The following is a 22,017-nucleotide window of genomic DNA, read 5'->3' as shown; positions in this document are numbered from 1 at the left end:
CGGCCAGCCCTCGCGCGGCAGGATGGGGGCATGCCGGGGTCGGGGGAGCAGGTCGTGCAGGTGGGCGGACGCCGCCTGCGCATCACGAGCCTCGACAAGGTCATGTACCCCGAGGCGGGCACGACCAAGGGCGACGTGATCGGCTACTACGCCGAGATCGCGCCGGTGCTGCTGCCGTACGTGGCCGGGCGCCCGTGCACCCGCAAGCGCTGGGTCGACGGGGTGGGCACGGCGGATGCCCCGGGCGGCACGTTCTTCGCGAAGGACCTCGGCCAGGGCACTCCCGACTGGGTGCGGCGGGCGCGCATCCCGCACTCCGACCACGACAACACCTACCCCGTGGTCGACGACCTGCCGACGCTGGTCTGGCTCGCCCAGCTCGCGGCGCTCGAACTGCACGTGCCGCAGTGGCGGTTCGACGCGGCCGGCACTCCGCAGCACCCCGACCGGCTGGTGCTCGACCTCGACCCGGGCGAGGGGGTGGGGCTCGGCGGATGCGCCGAGGTGGCGTTCCTCGTCCGCGAGATCCTCGACGGCATGGGCCTCGCCTCGGTGCCCGTGACGAGCGGGTCCAAGGGCATCCACCTCTACGCCCCCCTCGACGGGACGCTCTCGAGCGACCAGGCGAGCGCCCTGGCCCGCGAGCTCGCCCGCAGCCTCGAGGCCGACCACCCGAAGCTCGTCGTGAGCTCCATGAGCAAGTCCGTCCGGCCCGGCCGGGTGTTCCTCGACTGGAGCCAGAACAACGGCAAGAAGACGACCATCGCGCCGTACTCGTTGCGCGGCCGGTTCCGGCCGACGGTCGCGGCGCCCCGCACGTGGGAGGAGCTCGCCGACGCCGAGCTGCGCCACCTCGAGTACGGCGAGGTGCTCGCGCTGGTCGCAGAGCGCGGCGATCCCATGGAGCCGCTCCGCCAGGGACACGTGGGCGCGTCGCCGGGGGAGTTCATGGCGACCGTGGCGGACGCCGCCGCCCAGGGGGCATCCGATCGCCTCGGCCGCTACCGCGAGAAGCGCTCGGCCGACCGCACGCCAGAACCCGTGCCCGCCGCCGGTGCCGCGCCGCCCGCGCCGGGCGACCTGCCGCGATTCGTGATCCAGCACCACTTCGCCAGCCGCGAGCACTACGACGTCCGCCTCGAGCACGACGGCGTGCTGGTGAGCTGGGCCGTGCCGAAGGGGCTGCCCGAGGAGTCGGGGCGCAACCACCTCGCGGTCATGACCGAGGACCACCCGCTCGAGTACGCCACCTTCGAGGGCACCATTCCGACAGGGGAATACGGCGCCGGCCGGGTCGACCTGTGGGATACCGGGGTCTACGACCTCGAGAAGTGGCGCGACGACGAGGTGATCGTGACGCTGCACACCGACCGCGGCGGGCCGGCGGGCGACGGGCGGTTCGCGCTCATCCGCACCGACGGGTCGGGCGAGAAGTCGACCTGGCTGCTGCACCGCATGAAGCGGCCCGCGCGGATGCGGCCGGCGCCGCGCCCGCGCGTCGTGGAGTCGACCGAGCCCGCCGCGCCGTCGACCTCCGCGCCGGCTCCCGCCACGCGGGCGCCCGGGGCTGCGGCCCCCGAGCCCGATCGCCCCTTCACGTGGCGCCCCATGCTCGCCACCGTGGCCCGACCGCTCGATCTCCGCGAGGGCGACTGGGTCGCCGAGATGAAGTGGGACGGCATGCGTGCCCTCGTCGAGGTCGACGACGGCGGGCTCCGGATGTTCACGCGCAACGGCGTCGAAGTCGCCGCGCGCTACCCCGAGCTCGCCGGCCTGCCGACCCGCGTCGATGCCGCTCAAGCGGTGCTCGACGGCGAGGTCGTCGCGCTCGACGCGAGCGGCCGCCCCGACTTCGGGCGCATGCAGCAGCGGATGCACCTCACCGCGCCGCGCGAGATCCGCGCCGCGGCCGAGCGCGTGCCCGTGCGCCTGCTGCTGTTCGACGTGCTCGCCGTCGACGGCGAGTCGGTCGTCGACCGGCCGTACCGCGACCGCCGCGACCTGCTCGAACGCCTCGTGCCGCCCGACCCCGCATCGCCCGTGCAGGTGCCGCCCGCGTTCGTCGGCGACGTCGCCGCCGCGATCGAGCAGAGCCGCGCGCTCGGCCTCGAGGGCGTCGTGGCGAAGGACGCCGACTCGCGCTACCGGCCCGGCGCCCGCTCGCCCGACTGGCTGAAGGTCAAGCACGAGCGCGTGCAGTCCGTGGTCGTCGGCGGCTGGCGGCCGGGCAAGGGCATGCGCGAGGGCACGTTCGGTTCGTTGCTCATCGGCATCCCCGGCGCCGGGGGACTCCGCTACGCGGGGCGGGTCGGCACGGGCTTCAGCGACGCGCAGCTCACCCGCATCGCGGGGCTGCTGGAGCCGCTGCGCCGGGCGGACAGCCCGTTCGTCGAGATGCCGCCGGCCGAGGCATCCGATGCCGTGTGGGTCGACCCGCGTCTCGTCGGCGAGATCGCGTTCGGCGAGTGGACGCCCGCGGGCCTCGCCCGCCACCCCACCTGGCGCGGACTGCGCCCCGACGTCGACCCCGCCGACGTCACCGAGGAGGCGTGACCGGCCGGCCCGCTACCCGAACAGCTCGGCGAACCGCGCGAGCATCGTGCGCGGCCAGGTGACGGACGCGCCGTTGATGCGGGCCTCGACCGCGGCCATCTCGCGCGCCGGGAAGTACCCGTGGTGGCGGTACACCCGCGCCCGCGCCACGAAGTCGGCCGAGGTGACCTCGGGGTGGAACTGGGTGGCGTAGACGCGCGTGCCCACGCGGTACACCTGCACCGGGCAGGTCGCCGAGCCGGCGAGCAGCGTGGCCCGCTCCGGCAGCCGCACGGTCGCCTCCTTGTGCCCGACGAGCGCCTCGAACTCGGGCGGCAGCACGCCGGTCAGCGGGTCGAGCCGCCCCTCGTCGGTCAGCTCCACGCGCACGGCCTGCGCCTCCTCGCCGTGGTCGAGCCCGACCTCGCCGCCGAGCACGCGCGTGAGCACGCCGATGCCGTAGCAGGTGAACAGCACGGGCACCTCGCCGGCGAGGCCGCGCTCGGCGACCCAGGCGAGGTCGTCCTCGACGCGCCGCTGCACGTCGGAGACGTGCTCGGGCGCGGTCGTCACGTTGAACGGGCTGCCGCCGACCACGACGCCCGCGAACGCGGAGAGGTCCTGGCGCTCGAGGCCCGCCACGTCGAGCCGGTGGTGCTCGAGGCGGCCCGCATCGAGGTCCATCGCGGAGCGCACCGACTCGTACTCGGGCCCGACGGCCTCGACCTCGGGCCTGGCGGAGAGGAACAGGAACGGCTTCACCGGCGGCGCCCCCGTCGGCTGCTGCGGCCGTCGCGCGCCGAGGTGGTGCCGCGCCGGTCGTGGCGCTCGCGGCCCGGCCGTGCGCTGCGGCGACCGCGGCGATCGTCGGGCTTCGGTTCGGCGGCGGCGGATGCCTCGTCGGCGGCCCCGCGCGACGAGCGCGACGTGCGCCCGCGCACGACGCCGACGAACTCCTGGATGTCGTCGTCGTCGCGCGCGATGCGCCAGACCAGCGCGATGCGCGTCGTCGGGGCATCCGTCACCGGCACCGCCACCACGTCGCGACGGTGGTGCAGGCGCGCGATCGAGTGCGGCACGATCGCCACGCCCGTGCCCGCGGCGACGAGCTCGATCGTGCCGGCCGGGCTCGGCTGCACCGGCGCGCGCGGCTCGTCCTCCAGGTCGGCGAGGGTGACCTCGTCGACCGCGGCGATCGCGTGGTCCTTCGGGGCGACGACCACCGCGACCTCCTCCCAGAGGGGAATCGCGTGCAGGTCGTCGGTCGGCACCGGCAGGCGCACGAAGGCGAGGTCGACCTCGCCCGACGCGAGACCCGCGAGCTGCTCGGCCTCGGGCACGCGGGTCGCCTCGAGCGGCTGGTCGGGGCGCCGATCGGCCCACGCACGCAACCACTTCGACGGGCTCACGCCCTCGACGTAGCTCATCCTGAGCGCCACGAGCCCCGATCGCCTCCCCGGCCGCACCCGGTGTCGCGGCCATGCCAAGGCTATACGCTGGTCCGGTGAGTGCAGGCGGCCAGACCATGAAGCCCGAGACGGCGGCGAAGAAGCTGGGCATCCTCCTGTCCGCGGCGCCCGAGGAGTTCCGCGACGGGCCGGTGACCCGCGCGACGCTCGACGAGCTGCAGGCCGACCCGCCCGAGTGGCTGCAGGTGCTGCGGCGCGAGGGCCCGCACCCGCGTCAGGAGGTCGCGCGCAAGCTCGGCGTCTCCAACTCCGGCCTCGCCCGCGCGGGCATCGACGAACCGCTCACGACCGCGCAGATCCAGGACCTCCTCGCCGAGATGCCCGAGTGGCTCTCCGCCGAGCGGTCGACGCAGGCCGCCGTGCGGGCCGAGAACCGCCGGGTCAAGGAGCGCGACGCCGAGCGCGCCGCGCGGCGCGCGGACGAGTCGGGCGGCGGCGGGCGCTCGGGGCGAGCGGATGCCGCGGGGCCGCGCAGCTCCGGGGCATCCGTCGATCGACCCGGCGACGCTCAGGCGTAGCGCGCGCTGAGGAAGGCCGTCACGTCGCCGAGCTCGCGCTCGGACACGGCGTGCCCGAGCCCCTCGTAGATGCGCGCGTCGAGGCCGACCCGACCCGGCAGCCACTCCTGGGTGCGCGCGATCGCGTCGGCGGGGATCACCTGGTCGTCGGTGCCGCGGCCCCAGAAGACCGGCGGCCGCCGCTCCGCGAGCTCCGCGTCGCCCGCGCGCTCGCCGGGCAGCACGAAGCCCGCCAGCGACACGGCGAAGTCGAACAGGTCGCTGCGCCGGCGCAGCAGCTCGATCGAGAGCGCCCCGCCCTGCGAGAAGCCGAGCAGGCCGATCGCGGTCGGCGCCGGGTCGAGCGCCTCCGCCCACGCGATCACCGCGTCGGCCGCCGATTCCGCGCGCCGCGCCTCCGCCTCGCCGAGTCCGACGCCCCCGTCGGCGCGCACCTGCAGCGGGAACCACGCGAACCCGTAGCCGGTATCGATCGGGGCGCGCAGCGACGCGATGACCGGCTGCAGCGGCAGGTAGGGCGCGAGCCCGAACAGGTCGCCCTCGTGCGAGTTGTAGCCGTGCAGCAGCACCAGCAGCGGGCGCCCCTCGCGGTCGGCGTCGGACGACGACCACAGCACGGATGCCTCGTCGATGGTCACCGGTTCGCGTGCGTCGATGGTTCGCCCCTCCCGTCGTGCCCCGCAGGGCGTGGGGTCCATCCTCGCATCCGGCCGCCCGCCGAGGTGCTGCGATGCGGGCTGGACACGCGCGGACGCTGAGACACAATGGAGCCATGAGCGTGCGCACCCCCGACCCCGATCCCGACTGGGAGCCCGAGGGCGAGCCGGCCGCGCCGCCGGCCAACCCGGGCTGGCTGAGCGACATCGAGCTCGAGGAGGTGCGCCAGCGCCTCCCGCTGATCTACGTCGAGGCGGTGCCGGTGCGCGTCGACGGCCTCGGCACGGTCGTGGAGGTGGGCGTGCTGCTGCGCGGCACTCCCACCGGCGAGATCACCCGCACGCTGGTCTCCGGTCGCGTGCTCTACGGCGAGACGCTGCGCGATGCGCTGTTCCGCCACCTCGAGAAGGACCTCGGGCCGATGGCGTTCCCGCTGCTGCCGGCGAGCCCCGTGCCGTTCGCGGTCGCCGAGTACTTCCCGATGCCGGGCATCTCGCCGTTCACCGACGACCGCCAGCACGCCGTGTCGCTCGCCTACGTGGTGCCCGTCACGGGCACCTGCGAGCCGCGCCAGGATGCGCTCGAGGTCACCTGGATGACCCCCGAGGAGGCGTGCGCGCCCGAGGTCGCCGCCGAGATGGAGGGCGGCCGCGGCACGCTCATCCGCCAGGCGCTCGCCTCGGTCGGCCGCCTGCCCTAGGGCATCCGCCTCGCCGGGTCAGCGGACCAGGCGCACCTCGTGGATCGTCTCGCCGAGGAACGGCTCGTCGTGCTCCACGCCGTCGCGCGCGAAGCCGTTGCGGTCGTAGAAGTGCAGCGCGTACTCGTTGCTGTCGGGCACCCAGCAGTAGACGGATGCCTCGCCGACGGCCGCGTCGAACAGCTGCTGGCCGATGCCGCGCCCGTGGAAGGCGTCGAGCAGGTGGATGAAGAACAGCTCGCGCTCGCGCGGGGCGTCCTCGTCGCGGGCGGGGCCGGCGCCGGCGAAGCCGACGATCTCGCCGTCGACGAGGGCTGCGACGTGCGTGTAGTCGTCACCCTGGTTGACCCAGTGGGTCCAGAGCTCGGCCATGCGGCGGGGCGACAGGTTCGCCAGCGTCGCGGCGTCGACCAGCTGGTCGTAGTCCTCGTGCCAGCACTGCGCGTGGACCCTGCCGAGCGCTTCGGCGTCCACATCGCGGATCGGACGGATGACGACTTCTGCAACGACCTCGGTGCCCATGGCTCAGAGGGTAGGCCAGCCTCGGCCCCGATGCGAAATCGAGCGGATGCGGGTGCCCGGCGCGGTGCGCGGGCACCCGCATCCGGGGTGTCGTGGAGCGGGGTGCGTCAGCCCTGCGCGCGGCGGTTCGTGCGCTGCCCGCCCGACCCCTGCGGGGCCTGGGCGCGCTGCTGGCGCTGCGCGCCCGTGGTCTGCGCGCCGCGGCTCTGGCCGGAGCCGCGGCGGGGGGCCTGCGACTTCACGTCGGCGGGGCGGCCCGAGCGGTCCCGCCGGGGACGCGCGGGCGCCTGGTCGGCCGTGCCGGCGGGCACCGCGTCGCGCGAACCGCGTCCGCGGCCGCCGCGGCGCGAGCCCTGCGACCCCTGGCCCTGACCGGCGTCGCGCGCTGCGCGCTTGCGCTGCGCGTTGGCGCCCTGCGACCGGCCGCCGCCCTGCGGCTGGCGCTGCTCGCGCGGCGCGGGCTTCACGTACGCGGCGACCTCGCCGATGAGGGCGACGACCGACGCCGAGTCGGGCGTGACCTGCTCGGGCGTGACGGTGATGGCGGCCTTGCGCAGCAGCGACTTCAGGTCGGAGCGCTGGGCGGGCAGGCAGATCGTGACGACGTCGCCCTCGCTGCCGGCGCGGGCGGTGCGGCCCGAGCGGTGCAGGTACGCCTTGTGCTCCATCGGCGGGTCGACGTGGATGACGAGCTCGACGTCGTCGACGTGCACGCCGCGGGCGGCGACGTCGGTCGCGACCATGACCTTGACCGAGCCGTCGTGGAACGCCGCGAGGTTGCGGTCGCGCGCCGGCTGCGACAGGTTGCCGTGCAGGTCGACGGCCGGGATGCCGGCATCCGTCAGCTTCTTCGCGAGCTTCTTCGCGTGGTGCTTGGTGCGCATGAACAGGATGCGACGGCCGGAGCCCGACGCGAGTGCGCGCACGAGGTCGTTCTTCGCGTCGACGTCGGCGACCTCGAACACGTGGTGGGTCATCGCGGCGACGGGCGAGTTGGCCTCGTCGACCGAGTGCAGCACCTCGTTCTCGAGGTAGCGCTTGACGAGCTTGTCCACGCCGTTGTCGAGCGTCGCGGAGAACAGCATGCGCTGGCCGCGGTTCGGGGTCTTGTCCATGATGCGGGTGACGACCGGCAGGAACCCGAGGTCGGCCATGTGGTCGGCCTCGTCGAGCACGGTGATCTCGACGGCGTCGAGGGTCACGAAGCCCTGCTTCATGAGGTCCTCGAGGCGGCCCGGGCAGGCCACGACGATGTCGACGCCGCGGTTCAGGGCCTCGACCTGGCGCTTCTGGTTGATGCCGCCGTAGATCGTGGTGGTGGCCAGGCCGTACGCGTCGGCGAGCGGCTGCATGGTCGCCGCGATCTGGGTGGCGAGCTCGCGCGTCGGGGCGAGCACGAGGCCGAGCGGGCGGCCCGCGCGGCGGCGGCCGCCGGCGAGCTCGCCGCCGAGGCGCGCGACCATGGGCAGCGAGAACGCGAGGGTCTTGCCCGAGCCGGTCTTGCCGCGGCCGAGCACGTCGCGGCCGGCGAGCGTGTCGGGCAGCGTGTCCTGCTGAATGGGGAACGGGGTGGTCTTGCCGTCGGCCGTGAGGGCGGCGACGAGCGGGGCGGGCACGCCGAGCGTGCTGAAGGTGTGCGTGGTCACGGAGGTGTGGTGCCTTTCGGGGCATCGAGCTCCGCCCGGGCAGGGTGCTGCGGGGGAGCGGGTGGCGAAGGCGCGGGATTCCGCGCATCCGATTCGCCGTACGAAGAGTCATCGGGCGGGTGCCCGGCAGAAGCGTTCTACGACGCGTGGCGGGCGCAACGGCGCACCGGCCGAGGGCCAGCCTAGCCCAGGTGCGCTGTGCGCGCGCTGTGCGCCTCGCGGGCGGCGGCCGCGGCGTCGGCGTCGGCGGTGCCCGGCGGGTCGTACGACCAGGTCGGCGCGAGCTGCTTCAGGCGCGCCCCCCTCCACTGCCAGAACGCCCAGGTCGGGTACCAGGCGACGAGGTCGATCGCGCCGCCGCCGGCGAGCAGCTGGTCGCGGTACAGCGTGCGGCCGCTGCCGTCGGGCGCGGGTGAGACCGCCATGCGGTGGTCCCAGCGGTCGAGGGCGGCGAACAGGCCGCTGCGGCCGCCGCCGGTGTCGCGGAGCATCCGCACCCCCGCCGGCAGCCCGTCGGGGTGGTCGAGGTCGATGACCTCCTCGCCCGTCGGGAACCGGCGGAACGCCAGCGACATCACCCGGTGCGGGCCGTCGGCCTCCCAGCGCGTGGGCAGGCCTCCCTCCTCGAGCGACGAGAAGTCGAGCCACGGCGCGACGACCTCGCGGAGCACCGCGGGGCTGTGCAGCGCACGCCACGCGGCATCCGGGGTGCAGTCGAGCACCAGCTTCAGCAGCAGCCGCATGACCCCACGCTACGTGTGCGTCGGGCGGGGCGGAAGGGGGCGGCTAGCCTGTCCGGGTGAGTGCCCCGCAGACCGATCCGTTCGACCAGACCACGTACCAGGTGCGCCTCGAGTGGGGCGATGCGGGCGTCGACGCCGTGGCCGCCCACGCCGACGTCGTGGTGATCGTCGACGCGGTGCAGTTCAGCACCGCGGTGGTGGTCGCCGCCGAGCGCGGCATCGCGGTCGCCCCGTGGTGGGGCGAGGGCGCGGAGGCCCGCGCCGCCGAGCTCGGCGCCGAGCTGGCGGACCGCCCGTCCACCGCGGCGCTCGCCGCGGAGCCGCCTGCCGACGGCGACCGCATCGTGGTGGTGCCGTCGGTCAACGGCTCGCGCCTCGCGCAACGCCTGGCCGATTCGCCGGCGCGCGTGATCGCCGCGTCGCTGCGCAACCGGGCCGCGGTCGCACGGTACATCCACGCCTACCAGGAGGAGCGGCAGGCGCGTACCTCGATCGCCATCGTCGCCGCCGGCGAGCAGTGGCCCGACGGCTCGCTGCGCGTCTCGGTCGAGGACCAGCTGACCGCGGGCGCCGTGGTCGACGCGCTCATGGAGCTCGGCATCGACCACACCTCTCCCGAGGCGGCCGTGGCGTCGGCCGCGTACACCGGCCTCGGCCGCGCGGCGCACCACCTCATCAGTGCCACCGGCAGCGCGCGCGAGCTCGCCGCCGACGGCCGTCGCGCCGACGTCGCGTTCGCCACGAAGGTCGACGTGACCCGGGTCGTGCCGGTGCTGCAGCACGGCGTGTTCCGGGCCTGATCGGCGCCGCTCCGAGGCCGGCTCAGCGCGGCTCGGCGCTCGCCGCGGCCCGCCGCCGCATGGCGGGGGTGATCTCCCGGTGGCGCCAGGTGATGAGGTTGCGGTCGTCGAAGCCGCGGGCGCACACGCCGCAGCTCAGCGAGCGCGTCGGCCGGCGGTAGCGCACGTGCCGGTGCCCCGACGGGCAGGTGCCGACCCAGGGTGCGAGCTCGTCGGCGATCTCGCCGTCGTGCGTGCGGCGCCCGACGTAGCCGATGCGCGCGGCCTCGGCCTTCCAGCGCGGGCCGTGCCCGGCGTTCGGCCCGGCGAGCGCGTGCGCGACCTCGTGCAGCAGGATCTGGTGGATCTCGTCGTCGTCGTAGCGCGCCGCCAGGTATCGCGAGACGGAGATGCGGCGCGCCTGGAAGTCGCACAGGCCGGCGCGCTTCTTCGCGTTGTCGAAGGCGAAGGTCCACGCCGCGGGGTCGAGGTGCAGCGCGATGAGCGCATCCGCCCACCGTCGCACCCGATCGAGTTCGGCCATGGCACGAGGATATGCGGCGCCGACGTCATCGCGGCCGGGGCACGGCGCGACGCGCCGGGCAGCGCCGCGCCGCCGCGGGTGCGGTGCGGGTTCGCGCGCGAGACAATGGAGACGTGGCGGGCAGCATCGACCTGAACAGCGACCTCGGCGAGTCGTTCGGCAGCTGGCGCATGGGCGACGACGAGGCCATGCTCGGCGCGGTCTCCAGCGCGAACGTCGCCTGCGGCTTCCATGGCGGCGACCCCGCGACCATGCTCGCGACCTGCCGCACCGCGGCCGCGGCGGGCGTCGTCGTCGGCGCGCATCCGTCGTTCCCCGACCTGGTCGGGTTCGGCCGCCGGCACCTCAACGTCTCGCCCTCCGAGCTCGCCGCCGACACGCTCTACCAGCTCGGTGCGCTCGCCGGCATCGCCGCGACCGCCTCGGCCGCCGTGCGCTACGTGAAGCCGCACGGCGCCATGTACGCCGCCGTGGCCGCCGACCCCGACCTGGCCGCGGCGTTCGCCGGCGCCGTCGCCGCGTTCGATCGCGACCTCGCGGTGCTCGGCATGCCCGGTTCCGCGGTGGAGCGGGCGGCGGATGACGCGGGCCTGCGCTTCGTCGCCGAGGCCTTCGCCGACCGCGGGTACCTGCCCGACGGCCGCCTGGCGCCGCGCAGCGCCGAGGGCGCGCTCGTCACCGATCCCGACACCGCCGCGCGGCGCGTCGTGCGCATGCTGGAGACGGGCGAGGTGGTCGCGGTCGACGGCGGGGTCGTGCGGCTCGACGCCGCATCCGTCTGCGTGCACGGCGACACCCCGGGCGCGGTCGGCATCGCCCGGGCGGTGCGCGCAGCGCTCGCCGATGCGGGCGTCCCGGTGGAGCCGTTCGCATGACGGCGGCGGTGTCCGCGGGTCGACGCATCCTGCCCTCGGGGGAGCGCGCCGTGCTCGTCGAGTGCGGGCCCGACGAGGACGTCCTCGGGCTGCACGCGGCGCTCACGGCGACCCGGCCCGACGGCGTCGTCGACCTGGTGCCCGCGGCGCGCACGGTGCTGGTGACCGTCGACCCGGCGCACATCGCGCTCGAGACCGCGTCGGCCTGGGTCGCCCGCACGCCCGCCGCGACCGCCGCCGCCGCATCCGCCGAGCCGGTCGAGCTGCCCGCCCGCTACGACGGCGACGACCTCGCGGGTGCCGCAGCGGCGATCGGCCTCGCCGCCGACGTCCTCGTCGCCGCGCACCTCGCGGCCACCTGGCGCGTCGCGTTCACGGGGTTCGCCCCCGGGTTCGGCTACCTCGTGAGCGACGACTGGCCCTACGACGTGCCGCGCCTGGCAAGTCCGCGCACGCGCGTGCCGGCCGGCTCGATCGGCCTCGCCGGCCCGTACTCCGGCGTGTACCCGCGCGAGAGCCCCGGCGGCTGGCAGCTCATCGGGCGCACCGACGTGCCCCTCTGGGACGCCGCGGCGGACCCGCCTGCGCGACTCGTGCCCGGCGCCCTCGTGCGCTTCGTGCGGAGCGAGGGCGGCGCATGACCCGGCTGACCGTGCTCGAGCCCGGGCCCCTCACGCTGGTGGAGGACCGCGGGCGCCCGGGTTGGGCGCACCTCGGCGTCGGCGGCTCGGGGGCGGCCGATCGCGCAGCGCTCGGCCTCGCGAACCGCCTCGTCGGCAACGCGCCGCAGGCGGCGGCGCTCGAGTGCACGGTGGGCGGCCTGCGCCTGCGGCTCGACGACGGCGGCTGGTTCGCGGTGACGGGCGCGTGGGGCGAGGTCGCGCTCGACGGTGCGCCCGTGCACCCGGAGACCGCGACGCGCGCGGCCCCGGGCGCGGAACTGGTGCTGCCGATCGCCGCCCACGGGCTGCGCTACGTCGTCGCGGTGCGCGGCGGCATCGCGGTGCCGCGCGTGCTCGGCTCACGCTCGCGCGACACGCTCGCGGGCCTCGGCCCCGCGCCCCTCGCAGCCGGTGACGTGCTGCCGGTCGGCGACGAGGTCGCAGGCGCCATCCCCGTGGTGGACTCGCTCACGCGGTGGGCGCCCGTCGACGACGAGGTGGTCGCCGAGCTGGCTCCGGGCCCCCGTGCCGACTGGTTCACCGACGCGGCGCGCCTCGCGCTGTTCGAGACCGACTGGCGCGTCTCGCCGCGCTCCGACCGCATCGGCGTGCGCCTCGAGGGTCCGGCGCTCGAGCGGCTCGTGCCGGGGGAGCTCGCCAGCGAGGGCGTCGTGCGCGGCTCGGTGCAGGTGCCGCCGGAGGGCACGCCGACCGTGCTCCTCGCCGACCATCCGGTGACGGGCGGCTACCCCGTGATCGCGGTGGTGTCGGATGCCTCGGTCGACCGCTTCGCGCAGTTGCGGCCGGGACAGACGGTGCGCTTCCGGCACGGGCACGCCTGAGCTGCGAGCGGGCGCCGCCGGCTCAGGCGTTCGGCTTGGTGAGGAACACCGAGCGCGCGGGCGGCGGCGACGGCACCGCGGTCGCGTCGGTGACGAACGACGCACCCGCCACGAATCGGCGCAGCTCCTCGCCCGAGACGACCTTCGCCGGCGCGGGATCGCTCGCGAGCAGCCTCGGGAGCTGCGCGAACGGCAGCTCGTGGGGGCTGGCGTACGCGACGACGTTGCCGAACCGGCGCCCCTTCAGCATGCCCGGGTCGGCGGCGATCGCGACCTCCGGCAGCACGTGCGACAGCGTCGCCACCTGGCTGCGCGCGAACGCGAGGCCGGCCCCGTCCGCGATGTTCACGACGAGGATGCCCCGTGGCGCGAGCAGCGGCGTGAGCAGCTCGTAGAACTCGGTCGAGGTCACGTGCGCGGGCGTGCGCGCGCCCGAGAAGATGTCGACCACGACGATGTCGGCCGCGCCGTGCAGCCCGCGCGGGAACCGGGCCGCCACCTCGCGGGCGTCGCCGTGGCGCACCCGGATCTGCGCGGTGCGGGGGAGCGGCAGGTGCTCGCGCACCAGCTCGACGAGCTCCGACTCGAGTTCCACGACCTGCTGGCGCGAGCCGGGCCGGGTCGCCGCGACGTACCGCGGCAGGGTGAGCGCCCCGGCGCCCAGGTGCACGGCGGTGATCGCCGCGCCGGGCTCGGCGACCAGGTCGACGGCGTGCCCGATGCGGCGCACGTACTCGAACCCCAGCCACTCCGGTCGCTCGAGGTCGACGTGCGACTGCGGCGTGCCGTCGACGTAGAGCGTCCACGACCCCGGGCGGGCGCGGTCCTCCTCGAGTCGCGCGCGGTGCCCGCTCGCGGCGAGGGTGCGCTCGGGCACGTCGTCTGGCATGCGCCCACGCTACCCGAGCGCCTCAGGCGAGCAGCGCGGCCGAGGCCTCGTCCGGCCCGAGCACGGTCGCCGGGTGGGGGCCGGCCTGCCGGAGGGCGTCGAGCCAGGTCGCGATGCGCTCCGCGTCGCCGCCCACCAGCACCACGTTGCCGCCGGCGGTGCCGTCCAGCACGTCCCGCGGCCCGAGCGCGACGAGGCCGCCCGTGGCACCGGCGAGCACGGGGGCCACCGCCCGCACGCGCCCGAGGTCGCCGTCGTCGACGACGTTCGCGACGATGACGCCGTCCGGCACGAGCGCACGCAGCCGTCGGTACCAGCGCGACGAGGTGGCGAACGCCGGGGCGTCGAGGCCGACGTAGGCGTCGACGATCGCGACGTCGAAGGGGCCGTCCAGCGTCGTGAGCACGTCCGCCGCGTCGCCCACCCGCACGCGGACCGAGCGGGCGGAGATCGCATCCAGGGGCATCCGCTCGCCGACCGCCCGCACCACCTCGGGGTCCGCCTCGACCACGAGCTGCCGCGACCCCGGCCGCGTCACGGCCACGTGCCGGGCCAGCGTCATCGCGCCGCCGCCGATGTGCAGGACGCGCAGCGGAGCGCCGGGCGGCGCGGCGACCGCGAGCACCGCGCCGACCCGGTGCGCGTAGTCGTAGTGCAGGCGCACCGGACGCGAGGGATCGACCACCGACTGCGGGCGGTCGTCGACGATCAGCTCGAGCGCCCCCGGGTAGACGGGGCTCGGCTCGACGCGCACGTGGGGGTCGGTCATCCACACCTCCGCTCCCTGCGACGCCGTCTCCGGGTGTTCCGTGAGAGGCTTATACCCCAGTCCGATCACGAGGTCAAGAATCCGACTGGACACGGCGTGGCATCCGGCCTATAGTTGAGCTTTGCGCTCCCAGACCATTCTTGCCTTCATATTGCGGTCGGCTTCGTGTGTCCGGAGACATCGGCGGATTCGGCGTCCGTCGGCGTGCCCGGCACCTACGCAACACGTGAGTCTGCGGGGTACTTCCACCACTACTGACGGTAATCCGGCCCGACGGGGCCCATGGAGGTAATTTCCTTGGCTGCTGCGCGTAACGCGAACATGCCCACTCCCAAGAACGGACGCAACGCGAAGCGACTGTCTTTCGCGAAGGTCACCGACACCCTCACCGTACCCGATCTCCTCGCGCTCCAGACCGAGTCGTTCGACTGGCTCGTGGGCAACGACGCGTGGAAGACGCGTGTGGAGGAGGGGCTCGAGTCCGGTCGCACCGACCTGGCCGAGGCCAGCGGCCTCGAGGAGATCTTCGAGGAGATCTCGCCCATCGAGGACCTCGGCGAGACCATGCAGCTCAGCTTCACCAACCCGGAGCTCGAGCCCGCCAAGTACTCGATCGACGAGTGCAAGGAGAAGAGCAAGACCTACTCGGCACCGCTCTACGTGAACGCCGAGTTCATGAACCACCTCACCGGTGAGATCAAGACCCAGACGGTCTTCATGGGCGACTTCCCGCTCATGACCCCGAAGGGCACCTTCGTCATCAACGGCACCGAGCGCGTCGTCGTCTCGCAGCTCGTCCGTTCGCCCGGCGTGTACTTCGAGCGCGCGCAGGAGAAGACCTCCGACAAGGACATCTACTCCGCCCGCGTCATCCCGAGCCGCGGCGCCTGGCTCGAGTTCGAGATCGACAAGCGCGACCAGGTCGGCGTGCGCATCGACCGCAAGCGCAAGCAGTCGGTCACGGTCTTCCTGAAGGCCCTCGGCCTCACCTCCGAGGAGATCCTCGAGGAGTTCGCCGGCTACGAGTCGATCGCCCTCACCCTCGAGAAGGACAACATCCTCACGAAGGAAGAGGCCCTCAAGGACATCTACCGCAAGCTCCGTCCGGGCGAGCAGGTCGCCGCCGAGGCCGCCCGCGCGCTGCTGGACAACTTCTACTTCAACCCGAAGCGCTACGACCTCGCCAAGGTCGGCCGGTACAAGATCAACAACAAGCTCGGCCTCGAGGCCCCGCTGACCGACTCGGTGCTGACCGTCCAGGACATCGTGTCGACCATCAAGTACCTGGTCGCCCTGCACGACGAGCGCAAGACCCTGCCCGGTCGCCGCGGTGGCAAGGACGTCGAGCTCCGCCTCGACGTCGACGACATCGACAACTTCGGCAACCGTCGCATCCGCGCCGTCGGCGAGCTGATCCAGAACCAGGTCCGCACCGGCCTCTCGCGCATGGAGCGCGTGGTCCGCGAGCGCATGACCACGCAGGACATCGAGGCGATCACGCCGCAGACCCTGATCAACGTGCGCCCCGTCGTGGCCGCGATCAAGGAGTTCTTCGGCACCTCGCAGCTGTCGCAGTTCATGGACCAGAACAACCCGCTGGCCGGCCTGACGCACAAGCGCCGCCTGTCGGCGCTCGGCCCCGGCGGCCTCTCGCGCGACCGCGCGGGCGTCGAGGTGCGCGACGTGCACCCCTCGCACTACGGCCGCATGTGCCCGATCGAGACGCCGGAAGGCCCGAACATCGGCCTCATCGGCTCGCTCGCGTCGTTCGCGCGCATCAACTCGTTCGGCTTCATCGAGACGCCGTACCGCCGCGTCGAGAACGGCAAGGTCACCGAGCACATCGACTACCTGACGGCGATGGACGAGAAGGACTTCGTCGTCGCCCAGGCGAACGCCCCCCTGAAGAAGGACGGGCACTTCGTCGAGGAGCGCGTGCTGGCCCGCAAGACCGGCGGCGAGGTCGACCTCATCCCCGCCGACGAGATCGGGTACATGGACGTCTCGCCGCGCCAGATGGTGTCGGTGGCGACCTCGCTCATCCCGTTCCTCGAGCACGACGACGCGAACCGCGCGCTCATGGGCGCGAACATGCAGCGCCAAGCCGTGCCGCTGCTGCGCAGCGACTCGCCGTACGTCGGCACCGGCATGGAGGGCTACGCCGCGATCGACGCCGGCGACGTGCTCACCGCCGACGCCTCGGGCGTCGTCGCCGAGGTGTCGGCCGACTTCGTCACGGTGCAGCTCGACGAGGGCGGCACGCAGACCTACTGGCTGCGCAAGTTCGACCGCTCGAACCAGGGCACCTCGTACAACCACCGCGTGATCGTCAACGCCGGTGAGCGCATCGAGGCCGGCGAGGTCATCGCCGACGGCCCCGCGACCGACAACGGCGAGCTGGCGCTCGGCAAGAACCTCCTCGTGGCGTTCATGCCGTGGGAGGGCCACAACTTCGAGGACGCGATCATCCTCAGCCAGAACCTGGTGAAGGACGACGTCCTCTCCTCGATCCACATCGAGGAGTACGAGGTCGACGCCCGCGACACCAAGCTCGGCAAGGAGGAGATCACCCGCGACCTCCCGAACGTGAGCCCCGACCTGCTGGCCGACCTCGACGAGCGTGGCATCATCCGCATCGGCGCCGAGGTCCGCCCCGGCGACATCCTCGTCGGCAAGGTCACGCCGAAGGGCGAGACCGAGCTGAGCGCCGAGGAGCGCCTGCTCCGAGCGATCTTCAACGAGAAGAGCCGCGAGGTGCGCGACACGTCGCTCAAGGTCCCCCACGGCGAGCAGGGCACGATCATCGGCGTCAAGGTGTTCGACGCGCAGGACGGCGACGACGAGCTCGGCTCGGGCGTCAACCAGCGCGTGGTCGTCTACATCGCCCAGAAGCGCAAGATCACCGAGGGCGACAAGCTCGCCGGCCGCCACGGCAACAAGGGCGTCATCTCGAAGATCCTGCCCGTCGAGGACATGCCGTTCCTCGCCGACGGCACGCCGGTCGACGTCATCCTGAACCCGCTCGGCATCCCCGGCCGCATGAACTTCGGCCAGGTGCTGGAGACCCACCTCGGCTGGGTCGCCAAGCAGGGCTGGAAGGTCGACGGCGAGCCCGAGTGGGCCGCGCGCCTGCCCGAGGTCGCCCGCGAGGCGGCGCCGGGCTCGAAGGTCGCGACCCCCGTGTTCGACGGCGCGCTCGAGGAGGAGATCGCAGGTCTCCTCGACTCGACGCACCCGAACCGCGACGGCGAGCGCCTGATCGACTCCACCGGCAAGACGCAGCTGTTCGACGGCCGCTCCGGCGAGCCGTTCCCGTACCCCACCTCGGTCGGCTACATGTACATCCTGAAGCTGCACCACCTGGTGGACGACAAGATCCACGCGCGCTCGACGGGCCCGTACTCGATGATCACCCAGCAGCCGCTCGGCGGTAAGGCCCAGTTCGGCGGCCAGCGCTTCGGTGAGATGGAGGTGTGGGCGCTCGAGGCCTACGGCGCCGCGTACGCGCTGCAGGAGCTGCTCACGATCAAGTCCGACGACATCCTCGGCCGCGTCAAGGTGTACGAGGCGATCGTCAAGGGCGAGAACATCCAGGAGCCCGGCATCCCCGAGTCCTTCAAGGTGCTCATGAAGGAGATGCAGTCGCTGTGCCTGAACGTCGAGGTGCTGTCGGCCGACGGCACGGCGGTCAGCCTGCGCGACACCGATGACGAGGCCTTCCGCGCAGCGGAGGAGCTCGGCATCAACATCTCCACCCGGTTCGAGTCGTCGAACATCGACGAGATCTGAACCAGGCCGATAGAAGAACCTCAGGAACATCTCTAGGAGAGAAATTGCTCGACGCAACCACTTTTGACGAGCTTCGCATCGGCCTGGCAACCGCCGAGGACATCCGCCGCTGGTCGTACGGCGAGGTCAAGAAGCCCGAGACGATCAACTACCGCACGCTCAAGCCCGAGAAGGACGGCCTCTTCGGCGAGCAGATCTTCGGGCCCTCCCGCGACTGGGAGTGCTCGTGCGGCAAGTACAAGCGCGTGCGCTTCAAGGGCATCGTCTGCGAGCGCTGCGGTGTCGAGGTCACCAAGTCGTCCGTGCGCCGTGAGCGCATGGGCCACATCGAGCTGGCCGCGCCCGTCACGCACATCTGGTACTTCAAGGGCGTGCCCTCGCGCCTCGGGTACCTGCTCGACATGGCGCCGAAGGACCTCGAGAAGGTCATCTACTTCGCCGCGTACATGATCATCGACGTCGACGACGAGGGTCGTCACGCCGACATGCCCGGGCTCGAGAACGAGCTCCGCCTCGAGATCAAGACGATCGGCGACCAGCGCGACGCGCGCATCGCCGAGCTCATGACCCGCAAGGAGGAAGAGCTCGCGCAGCTCGAGGCCGACGGCGCCAAGAGCGACCAGAAGAAGCGCGCCGAGGCCGCCGCCGACAAGGAGATGGCCGGCGTCCGCAAGTCGGCCGACGAGCAGGTCGCGCACCTCGAGCGCGTGTGGGACGAGTTCCGCTCGCTGAAGGTCGGCGACCTGAAGCCCGAGGACCCGGTGTTCCACGAGCTCCAGGACCGCTTCGGCATCTACTTCGACGCCTACATGGGCGCCGAGGCGATCAAGCAGCGCCTCGAGAGCTTCGACCTGAAGGCCGAGGCGGAGGATCTGCACCTGCAGATCGCCGAGGGCAAGGGCCAGAAGAAGATCCGTGCGATCAAGCGCCTGCGCGTCGTCAACTCGTTCCTCGCGACCGGCAACTCGCCCGCCGCGATGGTGCTCGACGTCGTCCCGGTCATCCCGCCGGAGCTGCGCCCGATGGTGCAGCTCGACGGTGGCCGGTTCGCCACGAGCGACCTGAACGACCTCTACCGTCGCGTGATCAACCGCAACAACCGCCTCCGTCGCCTGCTCGACCTCGGCGCGCCCGAGATCATCGTGAACAACGAGAAGCGGATGCTCCAGGAGGCCGTCGACGCGCTGTTCGACAACGGCCGCCGCGGCCGCCCCGTCACGGGCACCGGCAACCGCGCGCTCAAGTCGCTGTCCGACATGCTCAAGGGCAAGCAGGGCCGGTTCCGCCAGAACCTGCTCGGCAAGCGCGTCGACTACTCGGGCCGTTCGGTCATCGTGGTCGGCCCGCAGCTGAAGCTGCACCAGTGCGGCCTGCCCAAGCAGATGGCGCTCGAGCTGTTCAAGCCGTTCGTCATCAAGCGCCTGATCGACCTGAGCCACGCGCAGAACATCAAGGCCGCCAAGCGCATGGTCGAGCGGTCGCGTCCGCAGGTGTGGGACGTGCTCGAGGAGATCATCCGCGAGCGCCCCGTGCTGCTGAACCGCGCGCCCACGCTGCACCGCCTCGGCATCCAGGCCTTCGAGCCGCAGCTCGTCGAGGGCAAGGCCATCCAGCTGCACCCGCTCGTCTGCGCCGCGTTCAACGCGGACTTCGACGGCGACCAGATGGCCGTGCACCTGCCGCTGTCGGTCGAGGCCCAGGCCGAGGCCCGCATCCTGATGCTCGCGTCGAACAACATCCTGAAGCCGTCGGACGGCCGTCCGGTGACCCTGCCCTCGCAGGACATGATCATCGGCCTGCACCACCTGACGACGCAGAAGGACGGCGCCGCCGGTGAGGGCCGTGCGTTCTCCTCGGTCGCCGAGGCGATCCTGGCGTTCGACCAGAACTCGCCGTCGCACGTGGAGCTCGACCTGAACGCCACGGTGAAGATCCGCCTCGACGGGCTGTACTTCGCCGAGGGCGAGGCCCCCGAGGGCTTCGAGCCGGGCAAGCCGTTCGCGCTGGAGACGACCCTCGGTCGCGCCCTCTTCAACGAGGCGCTGCCGACGGACTACCCGTACTTCAACGCGCAGGCCGGCAAGGGCCAGATCTCGCAGATCGTCAACGACCTCGCCGAGCGCTACCCGAAGGTGGAGGTCGCCGCGACCCTCGACCGGATCAAGGACGCCGGCTTCCGCTGGGCGACCCGTTCCGGCGTGACCGTCGCCCTCTCCGACGTCGTTGCGCCCCCGCAGAAGGCGGAGATCGTGGCGAAGCACGAGAAGGAGGCCGCGAAGGTCCAGGCGCAGTTCGAGAAGGGTCTGACGACCGACCTCGAGCGTCGCCAGGAGCTCATCCAGATCTGGACGAAGGCCACCGACGAGGTCGCGCACGCCATGCGCGAGAACTTCCCGGAGGACAACACCATCAACCGCATGGTGTCGTCGGGCGCCCGTGGTAACTGGCTGCAGGTGCGCAACATCGCCGGCATGCGAGGCCTGGTGAACAACCCGAAGGGTGAGATCATCCCGCGCCCGATCATCTCGAGCTACCGCGAGGGCCTCACCGTGGCGGAGTACTTCATCGCCACGCACGGTGCCCGCAAGGGTCTCGCCGACACCGCGCTCCGCACCGCGGACTCGGGCTACCTGACGCGTCGTCTGGTCGACGTCTCGCAGGACGTCATCATCCGCGAGGAGGACTGCGGCACGACCCGTGGCCTGGCGTTCACCATCGCCGAGGCCGACGAGGCGGGCGTGCTGCGCGAGGCCGCGGACGTCGACAACTCGGTGTACTCGCGCAACCTCGCGTCCGACGCGGTCGACGCGAAGGGCGAGGTGCTGGCCGAGGCCGGCGCCGACGTGGGCGACGTGCTCATCGACCGCCTGGTCAAGGCGGGCGTCGAGTCGATCAAGGTCCGCTCGGTGCTCACCTGCGAGTCGAGCGTCGGCGTCTGCGCGAAGTGCTACGGCCGTTCGCTCGCGACCGGCAAGCTCGTCGACATCGGCGAGGCCGTCGGCATCATCGCGGCCCAGTCGATCGGCGAGCCCGGCACGCAGCTGACCATGCGTACCTTCCACACCGGTGGTTCCGCGTCGGCCGACGACATCACGCAGGGTCTGCCCCGCGTGCAGGAGCTGTTCGAGGCGCGCACCCCGAAGGGCGCGTCGCCGATCGCGGAGGCCCCCGGCAAGATCACGATCGACGAGACCGAGAAGCAGCGCAAGGTGATCCTCACGCCCGACAACGGCGACGAGCCCATCGCGTACAACGTGCTCAAGCGCTCGACGCTCCTCGTCGAGGACGGCCAGCACGTCGAGCTCGGCGAGCAGATCATCGTGGGCACGGTCGACCCGAAGGAGGTGCTCCGCGTCAAGGGCGTCCGCGCCGTGCAGAAGCACCTCGTCGAGGGCGTCCAGGACGTGTACCGCTCGCAGGGCGTGCCGATCCACGACAAGCACATCGAGGTCATCGTGCGCCAGATGCTGCGCAAGGTCACCGTCGTCGACCACGGCGACACCGACCTGCTGCCGGGCGAGCTCGTCGACCGCAGCCGGTACAACGAGATCAACCGCGCGTCGCTCACCGAGGGCAGGAAGACCGCGTCGGCCCGCCAGGAGGTCATGGGCATCACCAAGGCCTCGCTCGCGACCGAGTCGTGGCTGTCGGCCGCATCCTTCCAGGAGACGACCCGCGTGCTCACGCAGGCCGCCATGGAGGGCAAGTCCGACCCGCTCGTCGGCCTCAAGGAGAACGTCATCATCGGAAAGCTGATCCCGGCCGGTACCGGGCTCGGCAAGTACCGCAACGTGACGGTCGAGGCGACCGAGGAGGCGAAGGCGGAGCGCTACCCGAACCGCATCTTCTCCGAGGACGCGGTGTTCTCCGAGGGTGACCTCAGCTTCGTCGACTTCGACTCGTTCTCGAGCGACGACTTCACCCCGGGCAACTACTCCTAGCGAGTGACCCGAAACGACGGCCCCGGAGCGATCCGGGGCCGTCGTCGTCTCCGGCGGCGCCCGGACGCGCCGCCGATCGCGCCGCGCGACACCCGCCGCGAGGCGCCGCGGCGCCGGGGATCCGCGTTGCTAGAGTGAGC

At 72.8% G+C, this 22,017-nt stretch carries 17 protein-coding genes and 1 pseudogene; 9 read left to right on the top strand and 9 right to left on the bottom strand.

The features are described 5' to 3' along the window. Nucleotides 1–30: 30 nt before the first annotated feature. Entirely contained in the window at nt 31–2,553 is a 2,523-nt protein-coding gene (locus tag ABZK10_RS01580; protein WP_353807427.1) for an ATP-dependent DNA ligase, read from the top strand. Nucleotides 2,554–2,565: 12 nt separating this feature from the next. On the opposite strand, the gene ABZK10_RS01575 is transcribed toward ABZK10_RS01580, so the two are convergent. Both ABZK10_RS01575 and ABZK10_RS01570 read right to left on the bottom strand, forming a co-directional pair. Then, nucleotides 2,566–3,294 carry a glutamine amidotransferase gene (locus ABZK10_RS01575; RefSeq protein ID WP_353807426.1) on the bottom strand — a complete coding sequence of 243 codons (729 nt, stop codon included), beginning with the start codon at nt 3,292–3,294 and terminating at the stop codon, nt 2,566–2,568. After that, the gene (locus ABZK10_RS01570; RefSeq protein ID WP_353807425.1) at nt 3,291–3,959 is read right to left on the bottom strand and encodes a LysR family substrate-binding domain-containing protein; all 669 of its coding nucleotides are present in this window, start codon (nt 3,957–3,959) and stop codon (nt 3,291–3,293) included. Before ABZK10_RS01570 ends, ABZK10_RS01575 begins: the two co-directional genes overlap by 4 nt. A 98-nt stretch (nt 3,960–4,057) precedes the next feature. Here ABZK10_RS01570 and ABZK10_RS01565 point away from each other — a divergent pair. Then, nucleotides 4,058–4,423: pseudogene (locus ABZK10_RS01565) on the top strand (DUF5997 family protein); the annotation flags it as partial. 86 nt (nt 4,424–4,509) lie between these two features. Here the strand turns inward: ABZK10_RS01565 and ABZK10_RS01560 are convergent. Next, nucleotides 4,510–5,217: an alpha/beta hydrolase gene (locus ABZK10_RS01560; protein WP_353807424.1), complete on the bottom strand. Its 708-nt coding sequence runs from the start codon at nt 5,215–5,217 to the stop codon at nt 4,510–4,512. A gap of 74 nt (nt 5,218–5,291) precedes the next feature. Between ABZK10_RS01560 and ABZK10_RS01555 the strand changes: the two genes are divergently transcribed. Further along, nucleotides 5,292–5,876, top strand: coding sequence for an NUDIX hydrolase family protein (locus ABZK10_RS01555; RefSeq protein WP_353807423.1), 585 nt, complete (start codon nt 5,292–5,294; stop codon nt 5,874–5,876). Between the two features lie 18 nt (nt 5,877–5,894). Here the strand turns inward: ABZK10_RS01555 and ABZK10_RS01550 are convergent, their stop codons facing one another. The 3 genes from ABZK10_RS01550 to ABZK10_RS01540 form a co-directional block, all read right to left on the bottom strand. Continuing rightward, a complete protein-coding gene (locus ABZK10_RS01550) occupies nt 5,895–6,398 on the bottom strand; it encodes a GNAT family N-acetyltransferase (RefSeq protein WP_353807422.1) in 504 nt (167 codons plus the stop codon). A gap of 107 nt (nt 6,399–6,505) precedes the next feature. After that, a complete protein-coding gene (locus ABZK10_RS01545) occupies nt 6,506–8,044 on the bottom strand; it encodes a DEAD/DEAH box helicase (RefSeq protein WP_353807421.1) in 1,539 nt (512 codons plus the stop codon). Nucleotides 8,045–8,226: 182 nt separating this feature from the next. Further along, nucleotides 8,227–8,787, bottom strand: a complete 561-nt coding sequence (locus ABZK10_RS01540) for a hypothetical protein (protein ID WP_353807420.1) — start codon at nt 8,785–8,787, stop codon at nt 8,227–8,229. Nucleotides 8,788–8,843: 56 nt separating this feature from the next. Between ABZK10_RS01540 and ABZK10_RS01535 the strand changes: the two genes are divergently transcribed. Then, nucleotides 8,844–9,587 (top strand): 2-phosphosulfolactate phosphatase, encoded by a 744-nt coding sequence (locus ABZK10_RS01535; protein WP_353807419.1) that lies wholly within the window; start codon nt 8,844–8,846, stop codon nt 9,585–9,587. Nucleotides 9,588–9,609: 22 nt separating this feature from the next. Here ABZK10_RS01535 and ABZK10_RS01530 read toward each other — a convergent pair whose 3' ends face one another. Beyond that, entirely contained in the window at nt 9,610–10,110 is a 501-nt protein-coding gene (locus ABZK10_RS01530) for a SprT-like domain-containing protein (protein ID WP_353807418.1), read from the bottom strand. A 113-nt stretch (nt 10,111–10,223) separates the two neighbouring features. Between ABZK10_RS01530 and ABZK10_RS01525 the strand changes: the two genes are divergently transcribed. Genes ABZK10_RS01525 through ABZK10_RS01515 form a run of 3 tightly spaced genes read left to right on the top strand, consistent with a single transcriptional unit; the run spans nt 10,224 to nt 12,489 of the window. Then, entirely contained in the window at nt 10,224–10,985 is a 762-nt protein-coding gene (locus ABZK10_RS01525) for a LamB/YcsF family protein (protein WP_353807417.1), read from the top strand. After that, nucleotides 10,982–11,626 carry a 5-oxoprolinase subunit B family protein gene (locus tag ABZK10_RS01520; protein WP_353807416.1) on the top strand — a complete coding sequence of 215 codons (645 nt, stop codon included), beginning with the start codon at nt 10,982–10,984 and terminating at the stop codon, nt 11,624–11,626. Before ABZK10_RS01525 ends, ABZK10_RS01520 begins: the two co-directional genes overlap by 4 nt. Beyond that, nucleotides 11,623–12,489: a 5-oxoprolinase subunit C family protein gene (locus tag ABZK10_RS01515; RefSeq protein ID WP_353807415.1), complete on the top strand. Its 867-nt coding sequence runs from the start codon at nt 11,623–11,625 to the stop codon at nt 12,487–12,489. The genes ABZK10_RS01520 and ABZK10_RS01515 overlap by 4 nt, the downstream gene beginning before the upstream one ends. 22 nt (nt 12,490–12,511) lie before the next feature. On the opposite strand, the gene ABZK10_RS01510 is transcribed toward ABZK10_RS01515, so the two are convergent. After that, nucleotides 12,512–13,378 carry a spermidine synthase gene (locus ABZK10_RS01510; RefSeq protein WP_353807414.1) on the bottom strand — a complete coding sequence of 289 codons (867 nt, stop codon included), beginning with the start codon at nt 13,376–13,378 and terminating at the stop codon, nt 12,512–12,514. A 22-nt stretch (nt 13,379–13,400) separates the two neighbouring features. After that, the gene (locus tag ABZK10_RS01505; protein ID WP_353807413.1) at nt 13,401–14,147 is read right to left on the bottom strand and encodes a spermidine synthase; all 747 of its coding nucleotides are present in this window, start codon (nt 14,145–14,147) and stop codon (nt 13,401–13,403) included. Between the two features lie 297 nt (nt 14,148–14,444). Here ABZK10_RS01505 and rpoB point away from each other — a divergent pair, with 297 nt between their 5' ends. Continuing rightward, on the top strand, nt 14,445–17,936 hold the full coding sequence (rpoB, locus tag ABZK10_RS01500; protein ID WP_353807412.1) for a DNA-directed RNA polymerase subunit beta: 3,492 nt from the start codon (nt 14,445–14,447) through the stop codon (nt 17,934–17,936). A 44-nt stretch (nt 17,937–17,980) separates the two neighbouring features. Then, nucleotides 17,981–21,877 carry a DNA-directed RNA polymerase subunit beta' gene (locus ABZK10_RS01495; protein ID WP_353807410.1) on the top strand — a complete coding sequence of 1,299 codons (3,897 nt, stop codon included), beginning with the start codon at nt 17,981–17,983 and terminating at the stop codon, nt 21,875–21,877. Nucleotides 21,878–22,017: the final 140 nt, after the last annotated feature.

Origin of the sequence: Agromyces sp. SYSU T00194, from assembly GCF_040496035.1 — a bacterium.
GTDB classification, from domain to species: domain Bacteria; phylum Actinomycetota; class Actinomycetes; order Actinomycetales; family Microbacteriaceae; genus Agromyces; species Agromyces chitinivorans.
Note: the sequence above shows the minus strand (reverse complement) of the source record. Positions and strands in the feature narration are given on the sequence as shown.